The organism is uncultured Endozoicomonas sp., assembly GCF_947495845.1.
Lineage (GTDB): Bacteria > Pseudomonadota > Gammaproteobacteria > Pseudomonadales > Endozoicomonadaceae > Endozoicomonas.
This window is the reverse complement of sequence record NZ_CANMAO010000014.1, coordinates 99197-113765: the sequence shown is the minus strand read 5'-3', so window position 1 is coordinate 113765 and position 14569 is coordinate 99197. Positions and strand designations below refer to the sequence as shown.

The 14569-nt window shown below is 45.9% G+C and carries 20 protein-coding genes and 1 tRNA gene; 9 read left to right on the top strand and 12 right to left on the bottom strand.

The genetic code is table 11. From position 1 onward, the window contains the following. On the top strand, positions 1 to 231 hold a 231-nt coding region (locus tag Q1B11_RS11295), incomplete at its 5' end, for a hypothetical protein (RefSeq protein WP_299732359.1). Between the two features lie 260 nt (positions 232 to 491). Here the strand turns inward: Q1B11_RS11295 and Q1B11_RS11290 are convergent. The 5 genes from Q1B11_RS11290 to Q1B11_RS11270 form a co-directional block, all read right to left on the bottom strand. After that, a complete protein-coding gene (locus tag Q1B11_RS11290; RefSeq protein WP_299732372.1) occupies positions 492 to 794 on the bottom strand; it encodes a type II toxin-antitoxin system VapC family toxin in 303 nt (100 codons plus the stop codon). 102 nt (positions 795 to 896) lie between these two features. After that, a complete protein-coding gene (locus Q1B11_RS11285; RefSeq protein WP_299732356.1) occupies positions 897 to 1133 on the bottom strand; it encodes a DNA-binding protein in 237 nt (78 codons plus the stop codon). Positions 1134 to 1313: 180 nt separating this feature from the next. Beyond that, positions 1314 to 1637, bottom strand: a complete 324-nt coding sequence (locus Q1B11_RS11280) for a nucleotidyltransferase domain-containing protein (protein ID WP_299732353.1) — start codon at positions 1635 to 1637, stop codon at positions 1314 to 1316. Then, complete coding sequence (locus tag Q1B11_RS11275; protein ID WP_299732350.1) at positions 1630 to 2064, bottom strand: nucleotidyltransferase substrate binding protein; 435 nt, start codon at positions 2062 to 2064, stop codon at positions 1630 to 1632. The genes Q1B11_RS11280 and Q1B11_RS11275 overlap by 8 nt, the downstream gene beginning before the upstream one ends. Positions 2065 to 2276: 212 nt before the next feature. Then, the gene (locus Q1B11_RS11270) at positions 2277 to 3326 is read right to left on the bottom strand and encodes a zinc-ribbon domain-containing protein (RefSeq protein WP_299732347.1); all 1050 of its coding nucleotides are present in this window, start codon (positions 3324 to 3326) and stop codon (positions 2277 to 2279) included. A 177-nt stretch (positions 3327 to 3503) separates the two neighbouring features. On the opposite strand from Q1B11_RS11270, the gene Q1B11_RS11265 reads away from it, so the two are divergent. The 3 genes from Q1B11_RS11265 (at position 3504) to Q1B11_RS11255 (ending at position 5752) form a co-directional block, all read left to right on the top strand. Beyond that, positions 3504 to 3725, top strand: a complete 222-nt coding sequence (locus tag Q1B11_RS11265; protein ID WP_299732344.1) for a helix-turn-helix transcriptional regulator — start codon at positions 3504 to 3506, stop codon at positions 3723 to 3725. Between the two features lie 415 nt (positions 3726 to 4140). Beyond that, entirely contained in the window at positions 4141 to 4455 is a 315-nt protein-coding gene (locus Q1B11_RS11260) for a hypothetical protein (RefSeq protein WP_299732341.1), read from the top strand. Continuing rightward, positions 4445 to 5752 carry a relaxase/mobilization nuclease domain-containing protein gene (locus tag Q1B11_RS11255; protein ID WP_299732338.1) on the top strand — a complete coding sequence of 436 codons (1308 nt, stop codon included), beginning with the start codon at positions 4445 to 4447 and terminating at the stop codon, positions 5750 to 5752. The genes Q1B11_RS11260 and Q1B11_RS11255 overlap by 11 nt, the downstream gene beginning before the upstream one ends. A gap of 38 nt (positions 5753 to 5790) precedes the next feature. Here the strand turns inward: Q1B11_RS11255 and Q1B11_RS11250 are convergent, their stop codons facing one another. Beyond that, a complete protein-coding gene (locus Q1B11_RS11250; RefSeq protein WP_299732335.1) occupies positions 5791 to 6741 on the bottom strand; it encodes a hypothetical protein in 951 nt (316 codons plus the stop codon). A 178-nt stretch (positions 6742 to 6919) separates the two neighbouring features. On the opposite strand from Q1B11_RS11250, the gene Q1B11_RS11245 reads away from it, so the two are divergent. Next, positions 6920 to 7282 (top strand): MerR family DNA-binding transcriptional regulator, encoded by a 363-nt coding sequence (locus Q1B11_RS11245; RefSeq protein WP_299732332.1) that lies wholly within the window; start codon positions 6920 to 6922, stop codon positions 7280 to 7282. Between the two features lie 768 nt (positions 7283 to 8050). Here the strand turns inward: Q1B11_RS11245 and Q1B11_RS11240 are convergent. Next, positions 8051 to 8126 (bottom strand) — tRNA-Phe (locus Q1B11_RS11240). 361 nt (positions 8127 to 8487) lie between these two features. On the opposite strand from Q1B11_RS11240, the gene Q1B11_RS11235 reads away from it, so the two are divergent. Next, on the top strand, positions 8488 to 9273 hold the full coding sequence (locus Q1B11_RS11235; protein WP_299732329.1) for an ABC transporter substrate-binding protein: 786 nt from the start codon (positions 8488 to 8490) through the stop codon (positions 9271 to 9273). A gap of 54 nt (positions 9274 to 9327) precedes the next feature. On the opposite strand, the gene Q1B11_RS11230 is transcribed toward Q1B11_RS11235, so the two are convergent. The 3 genes from Q1B11_RS11230 to Q1B11_RS11220 are packed head-to-tail and all read right to left on the bottom strand — an operon-like array spanning position 9328 to position 10576. Beyond that, positions 9328 to 9900 carry a DUF4136 domain-containing protein gene (locus tag Q1B11_RS11230; RefSeq protein WP_299732326.1) on the bottom strand — a complete coding sequence of 191 codons (573 nt, stop codon included), beginning with the start codon at positions 9898 to 9900 and terminating at the stop codon, positions 9328 to 9330. A 14-nt stretch (positions 9901 to 9914) separates the two neighbouring features. Continuing rightward, positions 9915 to 10130, bottom strand: a complete 216-nt coding sequence (locus tag Q1B11_RS11225) for a hypothetical protein (RefSeq protein WP_299732323.1) — start codon at positions 10128 to 10130, stop codon at positions 9915 to 9917. Positions 10131 to 10141: 11 nt separating this feature from the next. Continuing rightward, a complete protein-coding gene (locus Q1B11_RS11220; protein WP_299732320.1) occupies positions 10142 to 10576 on the bottom strand; it encodes a host attachment protein in 435 nt (144 codons plus the stop codon). Between the two features lie 198 nt (positions 10577 to 10774). Here Q1B11_RS11220 and Q1B11_RS11215 point away from each other — a divergent pair, with 198 nt between their 5' ends. After that, entirely contained in the window at positions 10775 to 11176 is a 402-nt protein-coding gene (locus Q1B11_RS11215) for a hotdog domain-containing protein (protein WP_067517536.1), read from the top strand. Here Q1B11_RS11215 and Q1B11_RS11210 read toward each other — a convergent pair. Next, a complete protein-coding gene (locus Q1B11_RS11210; protein ID WP_299732315.1) occupies positions 11160 to 11567 on the bottom strand; it encodes a response regulator in 408 nt (135 codons plus the stop codon). The genes Q1B11_RS11215 and Q1B11_RS11210 overlap by 17 nt on opposite strands. Positions 11568 to 11641: 74 nt before the next feature. Further along, on the bottom strand, positions 11642 to 12304 hold the full coding sequence (locus tag Q1B11_RS11205) for a fumarylacetoacetate hydrolase family protein (RefSeq protein ID WP_299732312.1): 663 nt from the start codon (positions 12302 to 12304) through the stop codon (positions 11642 to 11644). A gap of 432 nt (positions 12305 to 12736) precedes the next feature. On the opposite strand from Q1B11_RS11205, the gene Q1B11_RS11200 reads away from it, so the two are divergent. Continuing rightward, a complete protein-coding gene (locus Q1B11_RS11200; protein ID WP_067517530.1) occupies positions 12737 to 12997 on the top strand; it encodes a DUF4404 family protein in 261 nt (86 codons plus the stop codon). A 313-nt stretch (positions 12998 to 13310) separates the two neighbouring features. Further along, a complete protein-coding gene (gene serA / locus Q1B11_RS11195) occupies positions 13311 to 14540 on the top strand; it encodes a phosphoglycerate dehydrogenase (protein ID WP_067517529.1) in 1230 nt (409 codons plus the stop codon). Positions 14541 to 14569: the final 29 nt, after the last annotated feature.

Sequence of the window (14569 nt, the reverse complement as noted above, 5' to 3'; positions counted from 1 at the left end):
TTGCCGTTTGCCGTTTGCCGTTTGCCGTTTGCCGTTTGCCGTTTGCCGTTTGCCGTTTGCCGTTTGCCGTTTGCCGTTTGCCGTGATTTTGTTGTGTTTTATCTAGAATGCGAGCATTTTTTCAAAAAAAAGCACGCTACCGCCCATCAATTTAAGCTTTTTATTGAAACAGCTTTGTGGATAACTTTACCGGTTTTGCACTCCTGCCCTTGCAGCGCGGCTTGCCGGTAAATTCAAATTTTCTGGGCGCGTAGTTTACACGACACTATAAAAGTAGTCACTTGTGTAAATTTTTCATCTTCTTGCGGTAAATACTTTTTGTGGTGGCATTTGCCAGCGGTTTTCACAGATGTGGCGGGTTATGCAGCACTCCATTTCTTTCACGCTATCTCCTTATATCGGTTTCATGTGCCAGTTCCAACTGCTGTATTGTCGAATCGATCTCTTTACCGGCCGTTGTTTTCTTCTGTCTTGAAGGATCAGGCATTTCATCATGCACTGAATGGGTTATAGAGCTTTACTCCGGCTCCCTTAAAATCGTCGATATTTCTGGTGACAACGGTTAAATCGTATACTAATGCTGTCGCTGCAATCTGTTTGTCAATGGCATTTTCGTAATTTGGCACTCGTAATCTGCCCCAAACCTGCGCTTCCGTCGAGCCAAATGGGAGAATTCGATGTTCGTATTCACCGACTAACTTCATCAGCCATACTTCCAGCTGTTCTGCCTGCTGATGATCACTTCGATGCCTGATTTTTTCGACGCCGCGCCGAAGTTCTCCGAGGGTAATCACGCTCAAAAATAGTTGAGCTGCCTGCCGCTCTGCATTCTCAAAAAAAGAGGTTATACCAGGGTTTGCGTTGTTTTTTTTCTCGGTTCACTAATGACATTGGTATCAATTAAATACATCACGATCGCCCCGGTCATCATTGATACGCTGAAAGTCGCTATCTTCTCCTACTTCCGGAATGCTTTTTAAAATGTCGATCAAGGATCTTTTCGTCGGTTTCGACAGGGCCGCCTCGAGAATTCGACGGTGCTCAGCTTCAGCACTGCGACCATGCTTTCCGGCACGGGCTTTCAAGGCATCGACAATGCTTTCATCTATATTGCGGACAATGAGGTTTGCCATAGCTCTTCCTGAATTCTTAAGTATTTTGATTAGATGGTAGTGTTGATATTAAAAAGAAGAAAACCGGGTTTGGCGGCTTGTTCTTTTAGTGATCGTTTTCCGTTTTCCGTTTTCCGTTTTCCGTTTTCCGTAAAGCGTTTATGTTTGGGCTTTTACGGTCAACGGATTACGGATTACTGATTACTGATTACGGTATTTCCAAAGCACCTGATAATTCGACAATATATTGGTTCGGAATTGCTCTGGGATACTGTGCCAGGCCTGAGCCTGAACAATGATTGGGATATTGGAATCCCGCAGCGCTTCTAGAAATAAAGACAGTTGCTCGTAATCATCGCCTTTATCCTGTGCCGGTGGGAAGTGCACCACTAAATCCAGATCACTGGTGTCGTGATTGGCTCCTTTCACCCGGCTGCCGTATGCCCAAATTTCGGCACCTTCTGTAAATACCTTTTCTGCAATCTCACAAATGGCTTCACGGTCTTTTTCTCTCAGGTCAATCATCTGCCAACCTCCGGGTATGTTGACTGATTGACTGCTCTAAAGCGGTTGCGTCTTTTATAAAGTCGGGCATTAACTGCAAGGTGTATTCAGCAAATTTTTTGCCGTAGTCGTTAGCGGTGTTGTCACGATTGTCGCGATACTGAAGCCAGCGTTCTGCCTGCTCCAGAGTTAATAGATCGTGTTGTGCGGCCTGGCGGAATGCTTCTTTAAATACCATGCGGTCAACGGCTTTAGGGCTGTGCGCAAAGTCTTTCAGGCATTTGCGCAATAGTTTGCCGGCCTGTTCCAGTATGATTTCAAACTCTTTAATACAGGCTGAACGGTACATTTCATACTCAATACTGTTCTCTTCAACCTGAGTGACCATGGAAGAGGCTCTAGCCAGTATCTCGATACAGCGCTTGAAAAAACTGGTGTCTATTATCATGCCTGCTTGCCTACCAATGTTCTTTGTATTCGCTGCTTTATGGTATCAGAAAATCTGAGGCTGTCTGCATGTCGCTGTTAGGGAAGTGGAAGGGAGGATCATGCCATCGTCATCTCCGCGAAGGCGGAGATCCACTGCTGTTGTGGATTCCCGCCTTCGAGGCTGTTGCGAAACCACATAGGTCGGTAATTCTGCGTGTTACCGACCTGCGATCATTTCATCCTATTTCTCAACGCCTTGGGTAACGTAGCCCCACCTCTGGGCTTGAGAATCCACGCCCGGATTTCATCAGCATTGGCTGCGTAGCGGATTTTTTGACAGCATTCACGATGGGTTAACCGTGGTAGCCCAGTTCGATTATCAACCTTTACTCTCTGGGCGATTTGCTGAGGATAGTCATCACCGCACAGCGGGCACAACCAGTTTGCCATCATATTGCTCGCGGGGTAAAAATGCTCTGGCCCTAGTGAATTGAAAGGTGACCAGTACCGTGCAAGGTTTGGGTGTTTGTCAGCAAGGCTATTTCCTGCTGGCGGAGAAGGCTGAGTGTAATAAAACTGAGCCAGTTCACCTTCAGCAAAGCCCTTCTTGGTGATGCTTTCTAAGAGCTCGTTAAGTCGCTGGTCGTTTATCTCCAGCCCTTTTTGCATAGCTCTTATGACACTCAGGCAACATGATTCAAGGTTGTTGATTTCTACTCGATCGACACAAACGATGTCGTGGGGCGATGCGTCAGACTGCAGCCTGTCATCCCGGAGCCTGATGACGCGATACTGATCATACCAGGCGTTACTTTTTGTTAAGTCTTTTTCAATTTTGTCGGCTCGATCATGAAATGGGTGGCCATCCACTTCAATGATGCAGCATAAATCAGGTATGTAGATATCAGCCTCGTGACCCATGACTTTTTCTCGAGAAAGCACTGTATATCGATGCACTCTCAGCAAATATCTCAAGCATTCTGTGATAGATGCCTGAATAGGAGAATACGAAATAGCGGCGCACAATGGGCAGCGCGAACCGGCGCAATCACCTTTAGACCTTCGGTCTTTCGTCGGGGCAGGAAATGGCTCATGTTGAGGAATAGGGCACTTCCAGTAAATTTTGTCTTTCATTCTTACCCTGAGATCATTAAGCTGCCCGTTTAACTTATCGCAATATTCTTTTGAGAGAATAGGGTCAGATTTGATGACTGAGCGAGCATGCTCAAGCGATGCAGGGGCTTTTATAACGCTCTTATGAGTACTTCTTTCCTGGGCCATATTACATTCCTTGTATGATGCTTTTAACGTCGAAACCCATTAAATTGTATTAATTAAATAATTGGTTTATAAATATTGATCATATATTTTCAATTTAGCGCTCCATTCACAGTTGTCAAATCAACTCACATCTCTTTATGATAAATAATGACAAATGGTTAAGGATAACGATGATTAATGATCAGAATACGATTTCGTCAGTTTCTGGATGACAAGGCGTTTAAAGAGAAAAGAAAGATCAATTTGGATCTTGTTGCCCAGGAAACCGGTATTGGCCGGGCAACGGTGAATCGCTTGGCAAATTCGCCAGGCGCAAACTTTTCGTTAAATGTGGTTGACGCTCTCTGTAAGTATTTTGGCTGCGATCCCGGCGAATTGTTGCAACACATCGACGATTAATTGAACTTGATTCTGCTGACATGTTTAAAATCGGGGGTGCAAGCAAGGGCAAAGTAATGTCATGACATTACTTTGCGGCTAACTGAGAGTGCACTCGCACTCTGGGAGAGCGGCGTCGTTTCACTCCGCCGCAGGTAAAAGCGCTTTTATTCTTTCTTTATCGCAACCATTATCCAAAGAAATCTCCATAAGTGCTTACTTACAGTTAAAAGCAGATCACCACTATGGCTCGTCGTATAGAGCGAGGCACTTGTCGCAAAGTACAACGCCACTGCCCCATTCGACGAATTCTCTGTGCTAAGCACCCAACCATATAAAATCATATTGCCGTTAGACGAATTTCAGAAAAAAATTTCTTTTAACGTTTTCCCCATTTCTATTCCTGTACCCTTTTTTTATTAACCGGAATATTGATATGGAAAGCATCAAACAGACTCAAATTCAAATAAGAGTCAGTCTAGAAAAGAAAGCCGAAATAAAGGCAACAGCAGAAGCACTCAACTCATCGATGTCGGAGTTTATTTTAGCGAAAGTCGATCATACAGAACTACCTCCCCCCGTTTCCGAATTTGAGCGGGAGCAGTTGAAGCTTATTTCAGAAATTGGCAATCGGCTCAATTTACTCGTGAAAAAGGTGAATAATAACTCCAGACCTGATGACGTATATTTGCAAATCGTCATAGAAGCAGTAGACGAATTTATACGGTACGTTATAAACCGTGATCAGTGATGCGAAGCTAACCGGAAGCTTATCAAAAGGCGTGGCTGTAGTCCGTTACATGCTAGACCCTGATGCGAAAGTGACTGACATTGACGTGAAGAAACTGAAAAAGTCGTCTGATCACGAGCGAATTCTGCACATCGAGACGGATCATGCGTTGCCAGTTCGCTTTAGCGACGCGCCAAAATCGGCTGCAAAACATTTTCTTAACCAAGTAAAAGCGTGGAACCTCAGGAACCGCCCGGGGCAAGCGCCTCCGCAATTTAACTGGGAGCACCGTGTCGTGAGTTTTCACCCACGGGATAAACAGAAGGTGAATGCGCACACAGCATGCAAAATTGCGAGAGAAGCACTCAGAGCTGTTGCCACCGGTGACAGGCCAACATTGTTTGTAGTCCATGGCGATAAAGAGCACCTGCATGTGCATCTTTTATACGCAACCGTGAATGAGAGAGGCCGAATTTTTAATCTACACCAGGACTTTAGAGCCTGGGAACACGCAATGGAGGCATTGGAGCTAAAGTATGATTTAGTCAGGGTAGAAAAGAGAAAAGCCTGTGCAGACAGTGACCCTGACCGATTACCTGACGGCACCAACCCAACAAAACCTGAGTCTCGTATGTGTGAACGTACAGGAGAACCGTCGTGTAAAGAGCGACTAAGAAAACTGATCAACGAAGCGATCGCTGAGTGTCAGTCTTCTCCAAATGGCAAGAAATTCTCACAGTTTCTTACCTCTTTAAGAAAGAAGAAAATTGGCTTCAGCGCCAACATTCAGTCCGGCGGTCGCGTTCTTGGCTTACGGTTCCATTATGGGATTTTTGTAAAAGGCGGGATTAAAGCGTCCGCTTTGGGGCGCCAATATTCTTGGGCTCAGCTGGCAGCAAAAACCGGGTATAGTCACGATACCAAACTGCACCGGGGCCTGTTAAAAATTGCTGATTTCAGAGTCAACGAATGGGCTGCATCCAAAGGCGCCCAGTTTGTGGAGCAGCTGGCTAAGCCTGCATCTAAGGTGCACTTATCAGAATTCACTTCTGCAGCGCCTATGGCATCCCCAGAATTTCCCGTTGAATATCCAGAGTGGCTGAAAAAGTATTTAACCGCTCTGGCTCAGTCGGTAAACGCGGAAATAGCCGATCAACAAAGGCTGCATCAGGGTCTTAGCATGACAATTAATGAAATTTCGCAGCGTTTCCTCAATACTCAAACAAATCACTTCAATGCCTTCCGCCAATTCAAAGGCAAGTCAGCGACTAAGAAGGAGCCGGAGGCTAATCCTAAGCCGCCGGTTCAGGAGAAGTGACTGCTCCGCCTGCGCTCTCAAGCCCGGCTGTCTTATAGTCAGAGCAAGACCTCAAGGAAGTTCGAGATAGTGCTATCATCAATTTCATTGGGAGCGACTCCTTTTCGAGCACAATAGTCGTATATATGTTTATACACACGCCACCGCTCTTCAAACTGCATCAGATCGCCACTCATGTTCCTGTGCAGCTCAAGACGTTTAGCAACATCCGTCATCAAATCTATAGAGCCGCCTTGGTTGTAAACCATTTCTTTGACAACTACCCGCTGGTGCAACGTTTCCCTCAATGGCTGCAGCTCTACTTCTATATCCGTGACAGGTACAATACTGGCTTTTGGGGGCTGTTTTTTCCCGTCTCCGAATTGCACAACTGGTCCATATTCACCGGAGATCATTGAACCCATTGCATCTTGAGGCATCGCCGATACAAACCACTCGACACTTTTCATAGACTTCGTCAGTGAGAACTGATCAGCAATAAGACGAAAAAGCGCTTCGCTGAAAGGGCCATGAATTAACGCCCATTTTGTATACTTGACCTCTGTCTCATTTTTTCTGGTTCTATGGATGTAGGTCGCATTGGGTTTAGCGATTGCGATAAGCAATCTTTTTTTATCATGACAGAGGTAAATTTTTCGTGCCCAGGTGTCAGCTTTGGGGTCATACCCATCTGGTCTAGCCATTGCCTTGGAAAACAGGTCGAGAAAGGCTTGTTCCGTATCAACTCGGTCGATAATAAAAGGCTTTCCTTCCCCTGACAGCAGCCAGCTGATATTAACGCGCTCCTGCCGATGAATTCCCAATAGAATGCCAGGACCGGGTATCACATCGGCCCTTATTGAGTCGGCAGCGCCTTTGGACAAACCCAGCGTCGCACACCAAGGGTGCAGTTTTCTATTGCCAAGAACATAGAAAACTCGCTTTGAGAAGGTGCTAAAGTCAGGCTCTCCACTATAGAAGTCACCGTAATAATAATAATAGTAATACATGGCTCGTCACCCTCACTTAAAAATAAATTGTATATTTATGCGAAAATACCCTTTTAATCTGTAAAGCACAGTGTTAAGTTAGCATTTACGGCTTGAGATGTACTTTAATACTACGATAATTAACCATCCGAATACTAAAGACAAGCTACATCCATCCAACAAACTCAAGGACATGAGCATGAAGAACAAGAACGACAAGCTGGTAAAAAACAACCTGCTAACAGAAGCCGTAAAGACAAACGACACAGTTCAGGCAGTGAAGCCTCCTTCCAATTTTCTATACAGCCCTCCTTTACAGATGTGCAATAAGAAGGAAGAAATGCCCAGGGAGGAAATAATGAATCAAGCTTTACTGGGCGTTGGCTACATCAAGATCAAGGAGTTTGCGACTCTGGCCGGCATTTCTGAATCGACTCTGCGACGTTACGAAAGGAAGGGTTTTATCCCTGAACGGGAAAACTACTCAGTTAAAATGAGAGGGTGGCCAGCTAACAGTGTGCTCCCCATGATTGAAGGCCTGGGTAGCCAGTTTAATGGATAGGGGAGAACCGAATGCAGTTCTAATATAATCATGCTCGGGTACTTCTGTATCACCCGAGCACTGATTCTAGAACACACTCACTCTTTCCGGCTCAGTGCCACAATTGGTTTGGCAGGTCTTGCTGATGCAAATTACGTTTTCAAAAAGCCGTCCATAATTTTGCTTCAGCAACCCCCTACTGCTAGATGTTTTGCTCTCGAAGAGTGGCCCATCCACGCCTGATCATCACCGTCGCCACTCCCGTTGGGATTAACGACCTAATACCAATTCTGTTTTTAAATTATGGGCTGCGCAGCTATTTCGACCGACTGGATCTGCGTTGAAGTTCCTCGGCATAGCTACCACCCACTGGGCGTAAAGGCTATGACTCGTCGCTTCGCCTTTATGCCCTGTGGGTATTGCCCAGTCGTCCAAAATATCTTGCTCGCTCTAAAATTTAAAAACGCCATTGGTATAATTGGCTGAAAAAAATAGCTAAGTAGACGACACTAAACACTTTCCAACCAAGACCGATTTTCACGCTGATTGTGATTTCTTATATTTGCTGGTTTTTTGATGGCGGAGTTCTGGAGGGAGGTTGTTTCGATAATTATTTTGCACACTAGGCTGAGAAATTCGAGCAAATTGACACAAAAGTACCCTGAAAAATAAAATTATTTTTTCCCCGCTCTACTGAAAAAAATCGTTGTCCCGAAAATGAAACTGACCCCAGAACTGACCCCAGAGCAAAAAAAAGGGTTACGATTTCTCGTAACCCTTTGATTTTATTGGTGCCTAGGGGCGGAATCGAACCACCGACACGCGGATTTTCAATCCGCTGCTCTACCAACTGAGCTACCCAGGCAATGCACAACTTGTTGTGCGAGGCGTATTAAACGGATTTCCCTCTGATGAGTCAAGCCCTATATTATTTTTTTCAACACGGCGTGGATAAACCGACTGTCGACCCAAGTAACAAGCGCAGTGATTTAGCACGCATTGACCAGTAAATCGGGCATTGTCGATTTGATTAGCATCATTACCCTTCAAAGCCGTTAATCCGTTCAACGCTACTAACATCAAAGAAATGTTGAATTATTACCCAAGAAACTGAATAAACTGCTTATTCGTATTGCACGACAGTTTTTATTTAAGTATATATCGTTGCTGACAATGACGATCACCTCACTCGCCATAACAATAAAGCCCCACGGAGCTTCAGTAGTATGTTTAAGCGACTCACCGGCCTTGCCCGGCCTCTATGCCTTTCTGCTCTGGCTTTTATGGCCAGCTTTTCTTCAACCGCTATGGCTGCATCTGCGACCTCGCTCGATAATTTCAAGCTGACCATTCTCACCGAGAACTATCCACCATTTAACATGAGTGTGGCGGACAAGAACTTTGCGCGCGACAACCAGATTGATGGCATCTCCACCGACATCGTGCGGGAAATGATGAGCCGGGCAAAGATTGACTACACCATGACGCTGCGCTTCCCATGGAGCAAAGTGTACGACCTGGCAGTGAATAGCAAAGATTTTGCCGTATTCTCAACCGCCCGTTTGCCAGAGCGTGAAAGCAAATTCAAATGGGTTGGTCCACTGATCGTCAACAAATACAAAGTATTTGCCATGTCCGATAAGAAAGTGAATATCAAGACGTTGAAGGATCTGAACAAGTACAAAGTGGTCAGTGTTAAAGGCCACGCTGTCACTAACCTGCTGAAGAAAAGCAATATTCAGTTTGAAGAAAACCTGAAAGAAGATGCCAATGCTCATAAACTGAGCCGTGGTCAGGCAGATCTTTGGGTGACTGGCGAATTCAGCGGCTATTACTATGCTCAGAAGGAAGGCATTCCCACCATCAAGCCTGTATTTGAAGTGGGCTCTACCAACGACTATCTGGCACTGAATCCCTCTGTTCCCGATGACGTCGTTAATCGTCTGCAAGCTGCCCTGAATAGCATGAACAGCGATGGTACTGTTGAGAGGATTTTCAGCAATTATCGTTAAGTATCGATTCGGTAGTCTTGGAAGTGCTTTCGATAAAGCACCTCCAAGATACGATTACTGCTGGGAAGGTATGTAGTTTTCTGGTGGCGGGAATTTAGCCAGCAAACTATCCACTGACTTACTGATGTATTCTTTCTGCTCTTCTGGTGACATATCTGACGTCAGCCTCTGACTGGCAATCCCCTGCCATATCACCCTTCGATTTGTGGGATCAATGACGTTTAAAGTCAGCCTGCCCACTTCGTAACTGTTCACCACCACTTCCGACGGCCAGTTGCTCATGTACCAAGGGTAGGGCGCATAGTAAAACCCTCCGCCATAGGATTGGCTCTGAAGTTTCGATTTTTCGGTGAAGCCCCAGCTAAGCCACAACTGAGCTTTGTCTGCTGGCACCTGCTTTAACCCTTTTCCTGCAAGATCCTGCGACACCTGATCGTGAACTCTCTGCGCCATCAGACTCAAAATACGATTGTTCTTTTCGTCTCCAGAAGCGCTAAACCATGCCCAGCTATTCAGCGCAGACCAATCAACCTGATGGTTGTAATCCCAACTGACATCCGGCTTAACAGCGCATCCACTGACAAACAGGATCAAGGCAGCGATAGCGACAGTGTGAAGGTACTTCATGTCTTAACTCCTGATCAGTCGACTATTAAACGCCCATTGTCGTAATATGCCGGATCATGCCAATGCTTTGTGATATGCGCCTTTCTCTTTTCAAGGCAAGTATGTAATTTACTCAAAAATGACTGTCTATCCTGTTCAGACAATTCATCATCATCTTTAGCTTCCAGCCAGGCACTCTCGGCCTCCTGAAACTCGATATCCAGCTCTTCAAGTTCTCTGTAACGATTCATGACAGCACCTCTTAATGTAATTCAGTTAATCGCTTGAGTAGCTCATCAGGGCTCTCATGAATCAGATCTTTATTAATGTGCTCTCCCAACGGGACGTGGCTGCTGATCAGAGGTAATAACTCACCAAGCAATCCTGGTGGTGCACAGACCCTCAATGTCTCAAACTGATGCAAATCGTGGGCATGGTTGACCGATTTAGCCAGCAAGTGGGCAAAGTTAATAGATTCATGTTCTTTGGGTGAGTGATCGGTACCCACTTGGCGAACATTGCCACCCACAGAAGAGCCTACGGACATACCGGGGCTTGCGGTAACAAACTCGCTGTTCTTCCAACGGCCTTCTTCGTGGTCGATATGATCCACCAATATGAGTTCATGCTTGTGACGATCAAAACGATAGACGCTGGCTTGACTGTTATCAGCCACCAGTACCCAGGAAAATGACATGAGAATTCACCTCTATATACGTCTGATGAAGTACGATATCTGTCCAAAGATAGTTCAATGATCATTGCCTTTCCTGTTTCTATCTAAAATTTGAAAACATCGTTTATATTTTTTAATCGGAGATCAGCTGAAATTTGCCGCTGATACCGTTAAAATCTCGCTGTCGTTTATAGAAAAATAATAACGCTGGAGTACCTAATGAGCGCAGGCAGCAATCATCTGGACAATGCGCCCACTCCTCAGGGCGAAATGACACTGAAATTACTGGCGGATCATCGTTCACTGAACAGCAGTGGCGATGTATTTGCAGGCTGGGTTGCCATGCAGCTGGATCAGGCCGGAGAGGTCTGCGCCAGAAAGGCCTCCAATGGTTCCCGGGTGGTCACGGTCAGTATCGGCAGTATGAGTTTTATGCGCCCGGTTCAGGCTGGGGATTTAGTGGGCTTTTTCACCCGGGTTACCGAGATTGGTAAAACATCCATTAAGGTCGTGGTCGAAGGCTGGATCGAAAATCACGAAGGCTGGGAAAAACTGACTGAAGCCACTATGGTGTTTGTGGCAATTGATCGCGGAGGCCGGACGATCAGGATTCGGGGTTAATTCTTTGAGCCCATTCAGTTAACAGTGTTTTCATTCTGCCCATATCGATCGGTTTATCCGCATAATCATCCATGCCTGCATTCATGCAGGTTTGACGATCAGATTCCATGGCACTGGCGGTCAGGGCAATAATGGGAATATTGGCACAATGACTGCTGGAAGCCCGAATACGGCGGGTGGCTTCCAGACCATCCATCTCTGGCATCACACAATCCATGAGAATCAGATCAAACTGATCGTCTTTCAACCGTTCCAAACATTCAAGACCGTTATTGGCTACCACATGATGACAGCCCAGTTTTTCCAATAGCTTGCCGGTGACCATCTGATTCACCGGATTATCTTCCGCCAACAGAATAGTGAGCCCTAAATTTGTGTCTGGTGTTGCCACGTTATCGAATCCTGAGAAAATTTCGTACCTTATTGATATCTGAATTATTTCTCAGGACTTGAGCATGACGCACGTTAGATACAGCGAGCCTGTGCAGTGAATGTACCGTGTAAGCTCAACTCAAGTTCATCACCGGCAACTAATGGCCCAACACCCGCCGGTGTGCCCGTCAAGATAATATCGCCTGGCATCAAGGTAAAATGCCGGCTGATATAACTCAACAACCCAGGAATGGAAGTCATCATATGCTCAGTCGTGCCCTGCTGGCGAAGCTCATCATTCACTTTCAGGGAGAACTCAAGATTGGCTGGATCTTTCACATGCTCAACAGCAACGAACCCTGATAATGGGCAGCTGTTATCAAACGCTTTAGCGACTTCCCAAGGCAGCCCTTTGGATTTTTGCTGCTTTTGAAGATCACGAAGTGTTAAATCCAAAGCCAGACCAATGGCCATGATGGCGTCTGTTGCTTCTTTCTCACTGGCATCTTTCAGTGTTTCTTTGATCAGCAAGCTGATTTCTAATTCATGGTGAACCTCGCCACGATTTTTAGGCAGAAGAAGTGGCTGATCCATATTGATCATAGACGTCCCGGGTTTAATAAAAAGCACCGGATCATCTGGAAGAGGATTATTTAATTCCTGAATATGCGCCGCATAATTACGACCTACACAAACCACCTTGCCTGATGGAAGATCAATACGATCACCACTGATCCAGCGATGCCTGTACTTCATAGTAAATCCTTTGTTAGGTCCAATAATGAGCACTTAAACGTTTATGAGTACCCAACTATACGAAACCATATTTTCTGGCTTAGTGGTCGGATACTTAACGCTTGATATAGTCACTTGGACGATCATTATTTGCCTTGCTGTATTTACTTTATTATCAAACCAAAGGCACTATTTTAGCCTCTGCTAGCTTAAACAAAAGCGCACTGAATCCCTGTTCTGAAAAAGATTTTCCCATGCATTCCAAAGTAATTAAAGCGTCGAATAGTTTCTCTGCATAACATACGACTGCGAAAGCATTACCGGAATAAACGTCAGGACAGGTTTTGGCGACCAACCCTTGCCAACACAGCCCAGTACACTGTAGTAATATATGTATGCCTGATGCAGAATTTTTTATTCCTCGCAGCCACTGCTCAGGTGAAGGAGCATCTTATGTCAGATGAACTGCGTATTAATATCCAGAGCCTGCACGATGCGCTGGCAGACGCCCCGGTAGATGAGTGTACTGCCGGCACCCTGAAACAAATTACTGAAGACATTCATATTGCTGTTGCTCAGGCCGAGGGTAAAATTCCGGTGCAGAGCTTTAATGATCAGCTGGAGCAGGAAGCCATCCGGTTCAGCGAAGACCATCCCTCCTTAACTCAGGCCATCCGGCAAGTCATGGTTACTTTATCCAGCATGGGTATTTAGGAACTGTCACAAAATAACTTCCATATTTAGCCGGAACCGTTATCCGTTATCCGCAAAAGCCTTGCTGCTTGTGCTTTTAAGGATAACAGGCAACGGACTACGGATAACGGATAACGGACAACGGGAAGTTATTACGATTCCCCCATCCGAGCCATTCCAACCCATACTGCCTATGCTATGATGTGCCGCCGGTAAGCGCCAAACAGCACTTATCGGCATAGGTTGGAGACTTGGTCGATAATAGCGGTTCTTCCTGGCTCAGCCTGGCATACATAAAAAGTAAAACTGGTTTCACTGCAATACAGAGACTGATATGCCCGAAATATCACTGGATAAGAGCAAGATTCGTTTTCTCCTTCTTGAGGGAGTCCATCCGTCCGCTGTCGATCTTCTCAAAGCGTCGGGCTATTCCAATATCGACTACGTAACCACCTCTCTCCCACCGGAAGAGTTGAAAGAGCGTATTGCTGATGCCCGTTTTGTAGGTGTCCGTTCCCGTACACAACTCACCGATGAAATTTTTGACGCCGCGAAAAAGCTTTGTGCGGTCGGTTGCTTCTGCATCGGCACGAATCAGGTTGAACTGCCTGCGGCTACTCGTCGGGGTATTCCGGTCTTTAATGCCCCCTATTCCAATACCCGTTCTGTGGCAGAGCTGGTGCTGGCAGAAGCGATCATGCTGTTCCGGGGTATTCCAGAAAAAAGCACTCTGGCTCATCAGGGTGGTTGGAAGAAAACGGCAACCAATTCCCACGAAGTGCGCGGCAAAAAGCTGGGCATCATCGGTTACGGCAACATCGGTAGCCAGCTCAGCATTATGGCTGAAGCTTTGGGTATGGAAGTCTACTTCTACGATGTCGTCACCAAACTTTCCATGGGTAATGCCACTCAGATAAGTGATTTGAATACGCTGCTGGGAATGTGCGACATTGTGAGCCTACATGTACCTGAAACTCAGGCCACTCAATGGATGTTTGGCGAAGAGCAATTTGAAGCCATGAAGGATAATAGCATCCTGATCAATGCTTCCCGGGGCACGGTGGTGGTAATTGATGCGCTGGCAGAATACGTTAAAAACGGTAAATTGCTGGGTGCTGCCATTGATGTATTCCCGGAAGAACCAAGAGGCAATGATGATGAGTTCCTGAGCCCTCTTCGAGGTTTGAACAATGTCATCCTGACGCCTCATATTGGCGGAAGTACCCAGGAAGCCCAGGAAAACATTGGCCGGGAAGTGGCTGAGAAATTTATCATGTACAGCGATATTGGTACCACGTTATCTTCAGTGAATTTCCCGGAAGTTGCGTTACCGGCTCACCCGGGTAAACACCGTTTGCTGCACATTCACCGAAATATTCCCGGTGTGCTGGGTAAAATTAACCAGATTTTATCGGACAACAACATCAATATCAGCGCTCAGTATCTGCAAACTAATGATGCGGTTGGTTATGTAGTCATTGATGTGGATGCAGATCACAGTGAGTTGGCCATGCAGGAAATACGACAGATTGAAGGGACTATTCGCTGTCGCGTTCTGTATTAATCAAGAAAAATTCCCCGACCTGAAAACAG

Excerpts from the sequence above, each read along its gene's own strand:
- Q1B11_RS11285 (WP_299732356.1), bottom strand. The coding sequence starts at position 1,133 with ATGGCAAACCTCATTGTCCGCAATATAGATGAAAGCATTGTCGATGCC.
- Q1B11_RS11280 (WP_299732353.1), bottom strand. The coding sequence starts at position 1,637 with ATGATTGACCTGAGAGAAAAAGACCGTGAAGCCATTTGTGAGATTGCA.
- Q1B11_RS11275 (WP_299732350.1), bottom strand. The coding sequence starts at position 2,064 with ATGATAATAGACACCAGTTTTTTCAAGCGCTGTATCGAGATACTGGCT.
- Q1B11_RS11270 (WP_299732347.1), bottom strand. The coding sequence starts at position 3,326 with ATGGCCCAGGAAAGAAGTACTCATAAGAGCGTTATAAAAGCCCCTGCA.
- Q1B11_RS11265 (WP_299732344.1), top strand. The coding sequence starts at position 3,504 with ATGATCAGAATACGATTTCGTCAGTTTCTGGATGACAAGGCGTTTAAA.
- Q1B11_RS11260 (WP_299732341.1), top strand. The coding sequence starts at position 4,141 with ATGGAAAGCATCAAACAGACTCAAATTCAAATAAGAGTCAGTCTAGAA.
- Q1B11_RS11250 (WP_299732335.1), bottom strand. The coding sequence starts at position 6,741 with ATGTATTACTATTATTATTATTACGGTGACTTCTATAGTGGAGAGCCT.
- Q1B11_RS11245 (WP_299732332.1), top strand. The coding sequence starts at position 6,920 with ATGAAGAACAAGAACGACAAGCTGGTAAAAAACAACCTGCTAACAGAA.
- Q1B11_RS11235 (WP_299732329.1), top strand. The coding sequence starts at position 8,488 with ATGTTTAAGCGACTCACCGGCCTTGCCCGGCCTCTATGCCTTTCTGCT.
- Q1B11_RS11230 (WP_299732326.1), bottom strand. The coding sequence starts at position 9,900 with ATGAAGTACCTTCACACTGTCGCTATCGCTGCCTTGATCCTGTTTGTC.
- Q1B11_RS11225 (WP_299732323.1), bottom strand. The coding sequence starts at position 10,130 with ATGAATCGTTACAGAGAACTTGAAGAGCTGGATATCGAGTTTCAGGAG.
- Q1B11_RS11220 (WP_299732320.1), bottom strand. The coding sequence starts at position 10,576 with ATGTCATTTTCCTGGGTACTGGTGGCTGATAACAGTCAAGCCAGCGTC.
- Q1B11_RS11215 (WP_067517536.1), top strand. The coding sequence starts at position 10,775 with ATGAGCGCAGGCAGCAATCATCTGGACAATGCGCCCACTCCTCAGGGC.
- Q1B11_RS11205 (WP_299732312.1), bottom strand. The coding sequence starts at position 12,304 with ATGAAGTACAGGCATCGCTGGATCAGTGGTGATCGTATTGATCTTCCA.
- Q1B11_RS11200 (WP_067517530.1), top strand. The coding sequence starts at position 12,737 with ATGTCAGATGAACTGCGTATTAATATCCAGAGCCTGCACGATGCGCTG.
- serA (WP_067517529.1), top strand. The coding sequence starts at position 13,311 with ATGCCCGAAATATCACTGGATAAGAGCAAGATTCGTTTTCTCCTTCTT.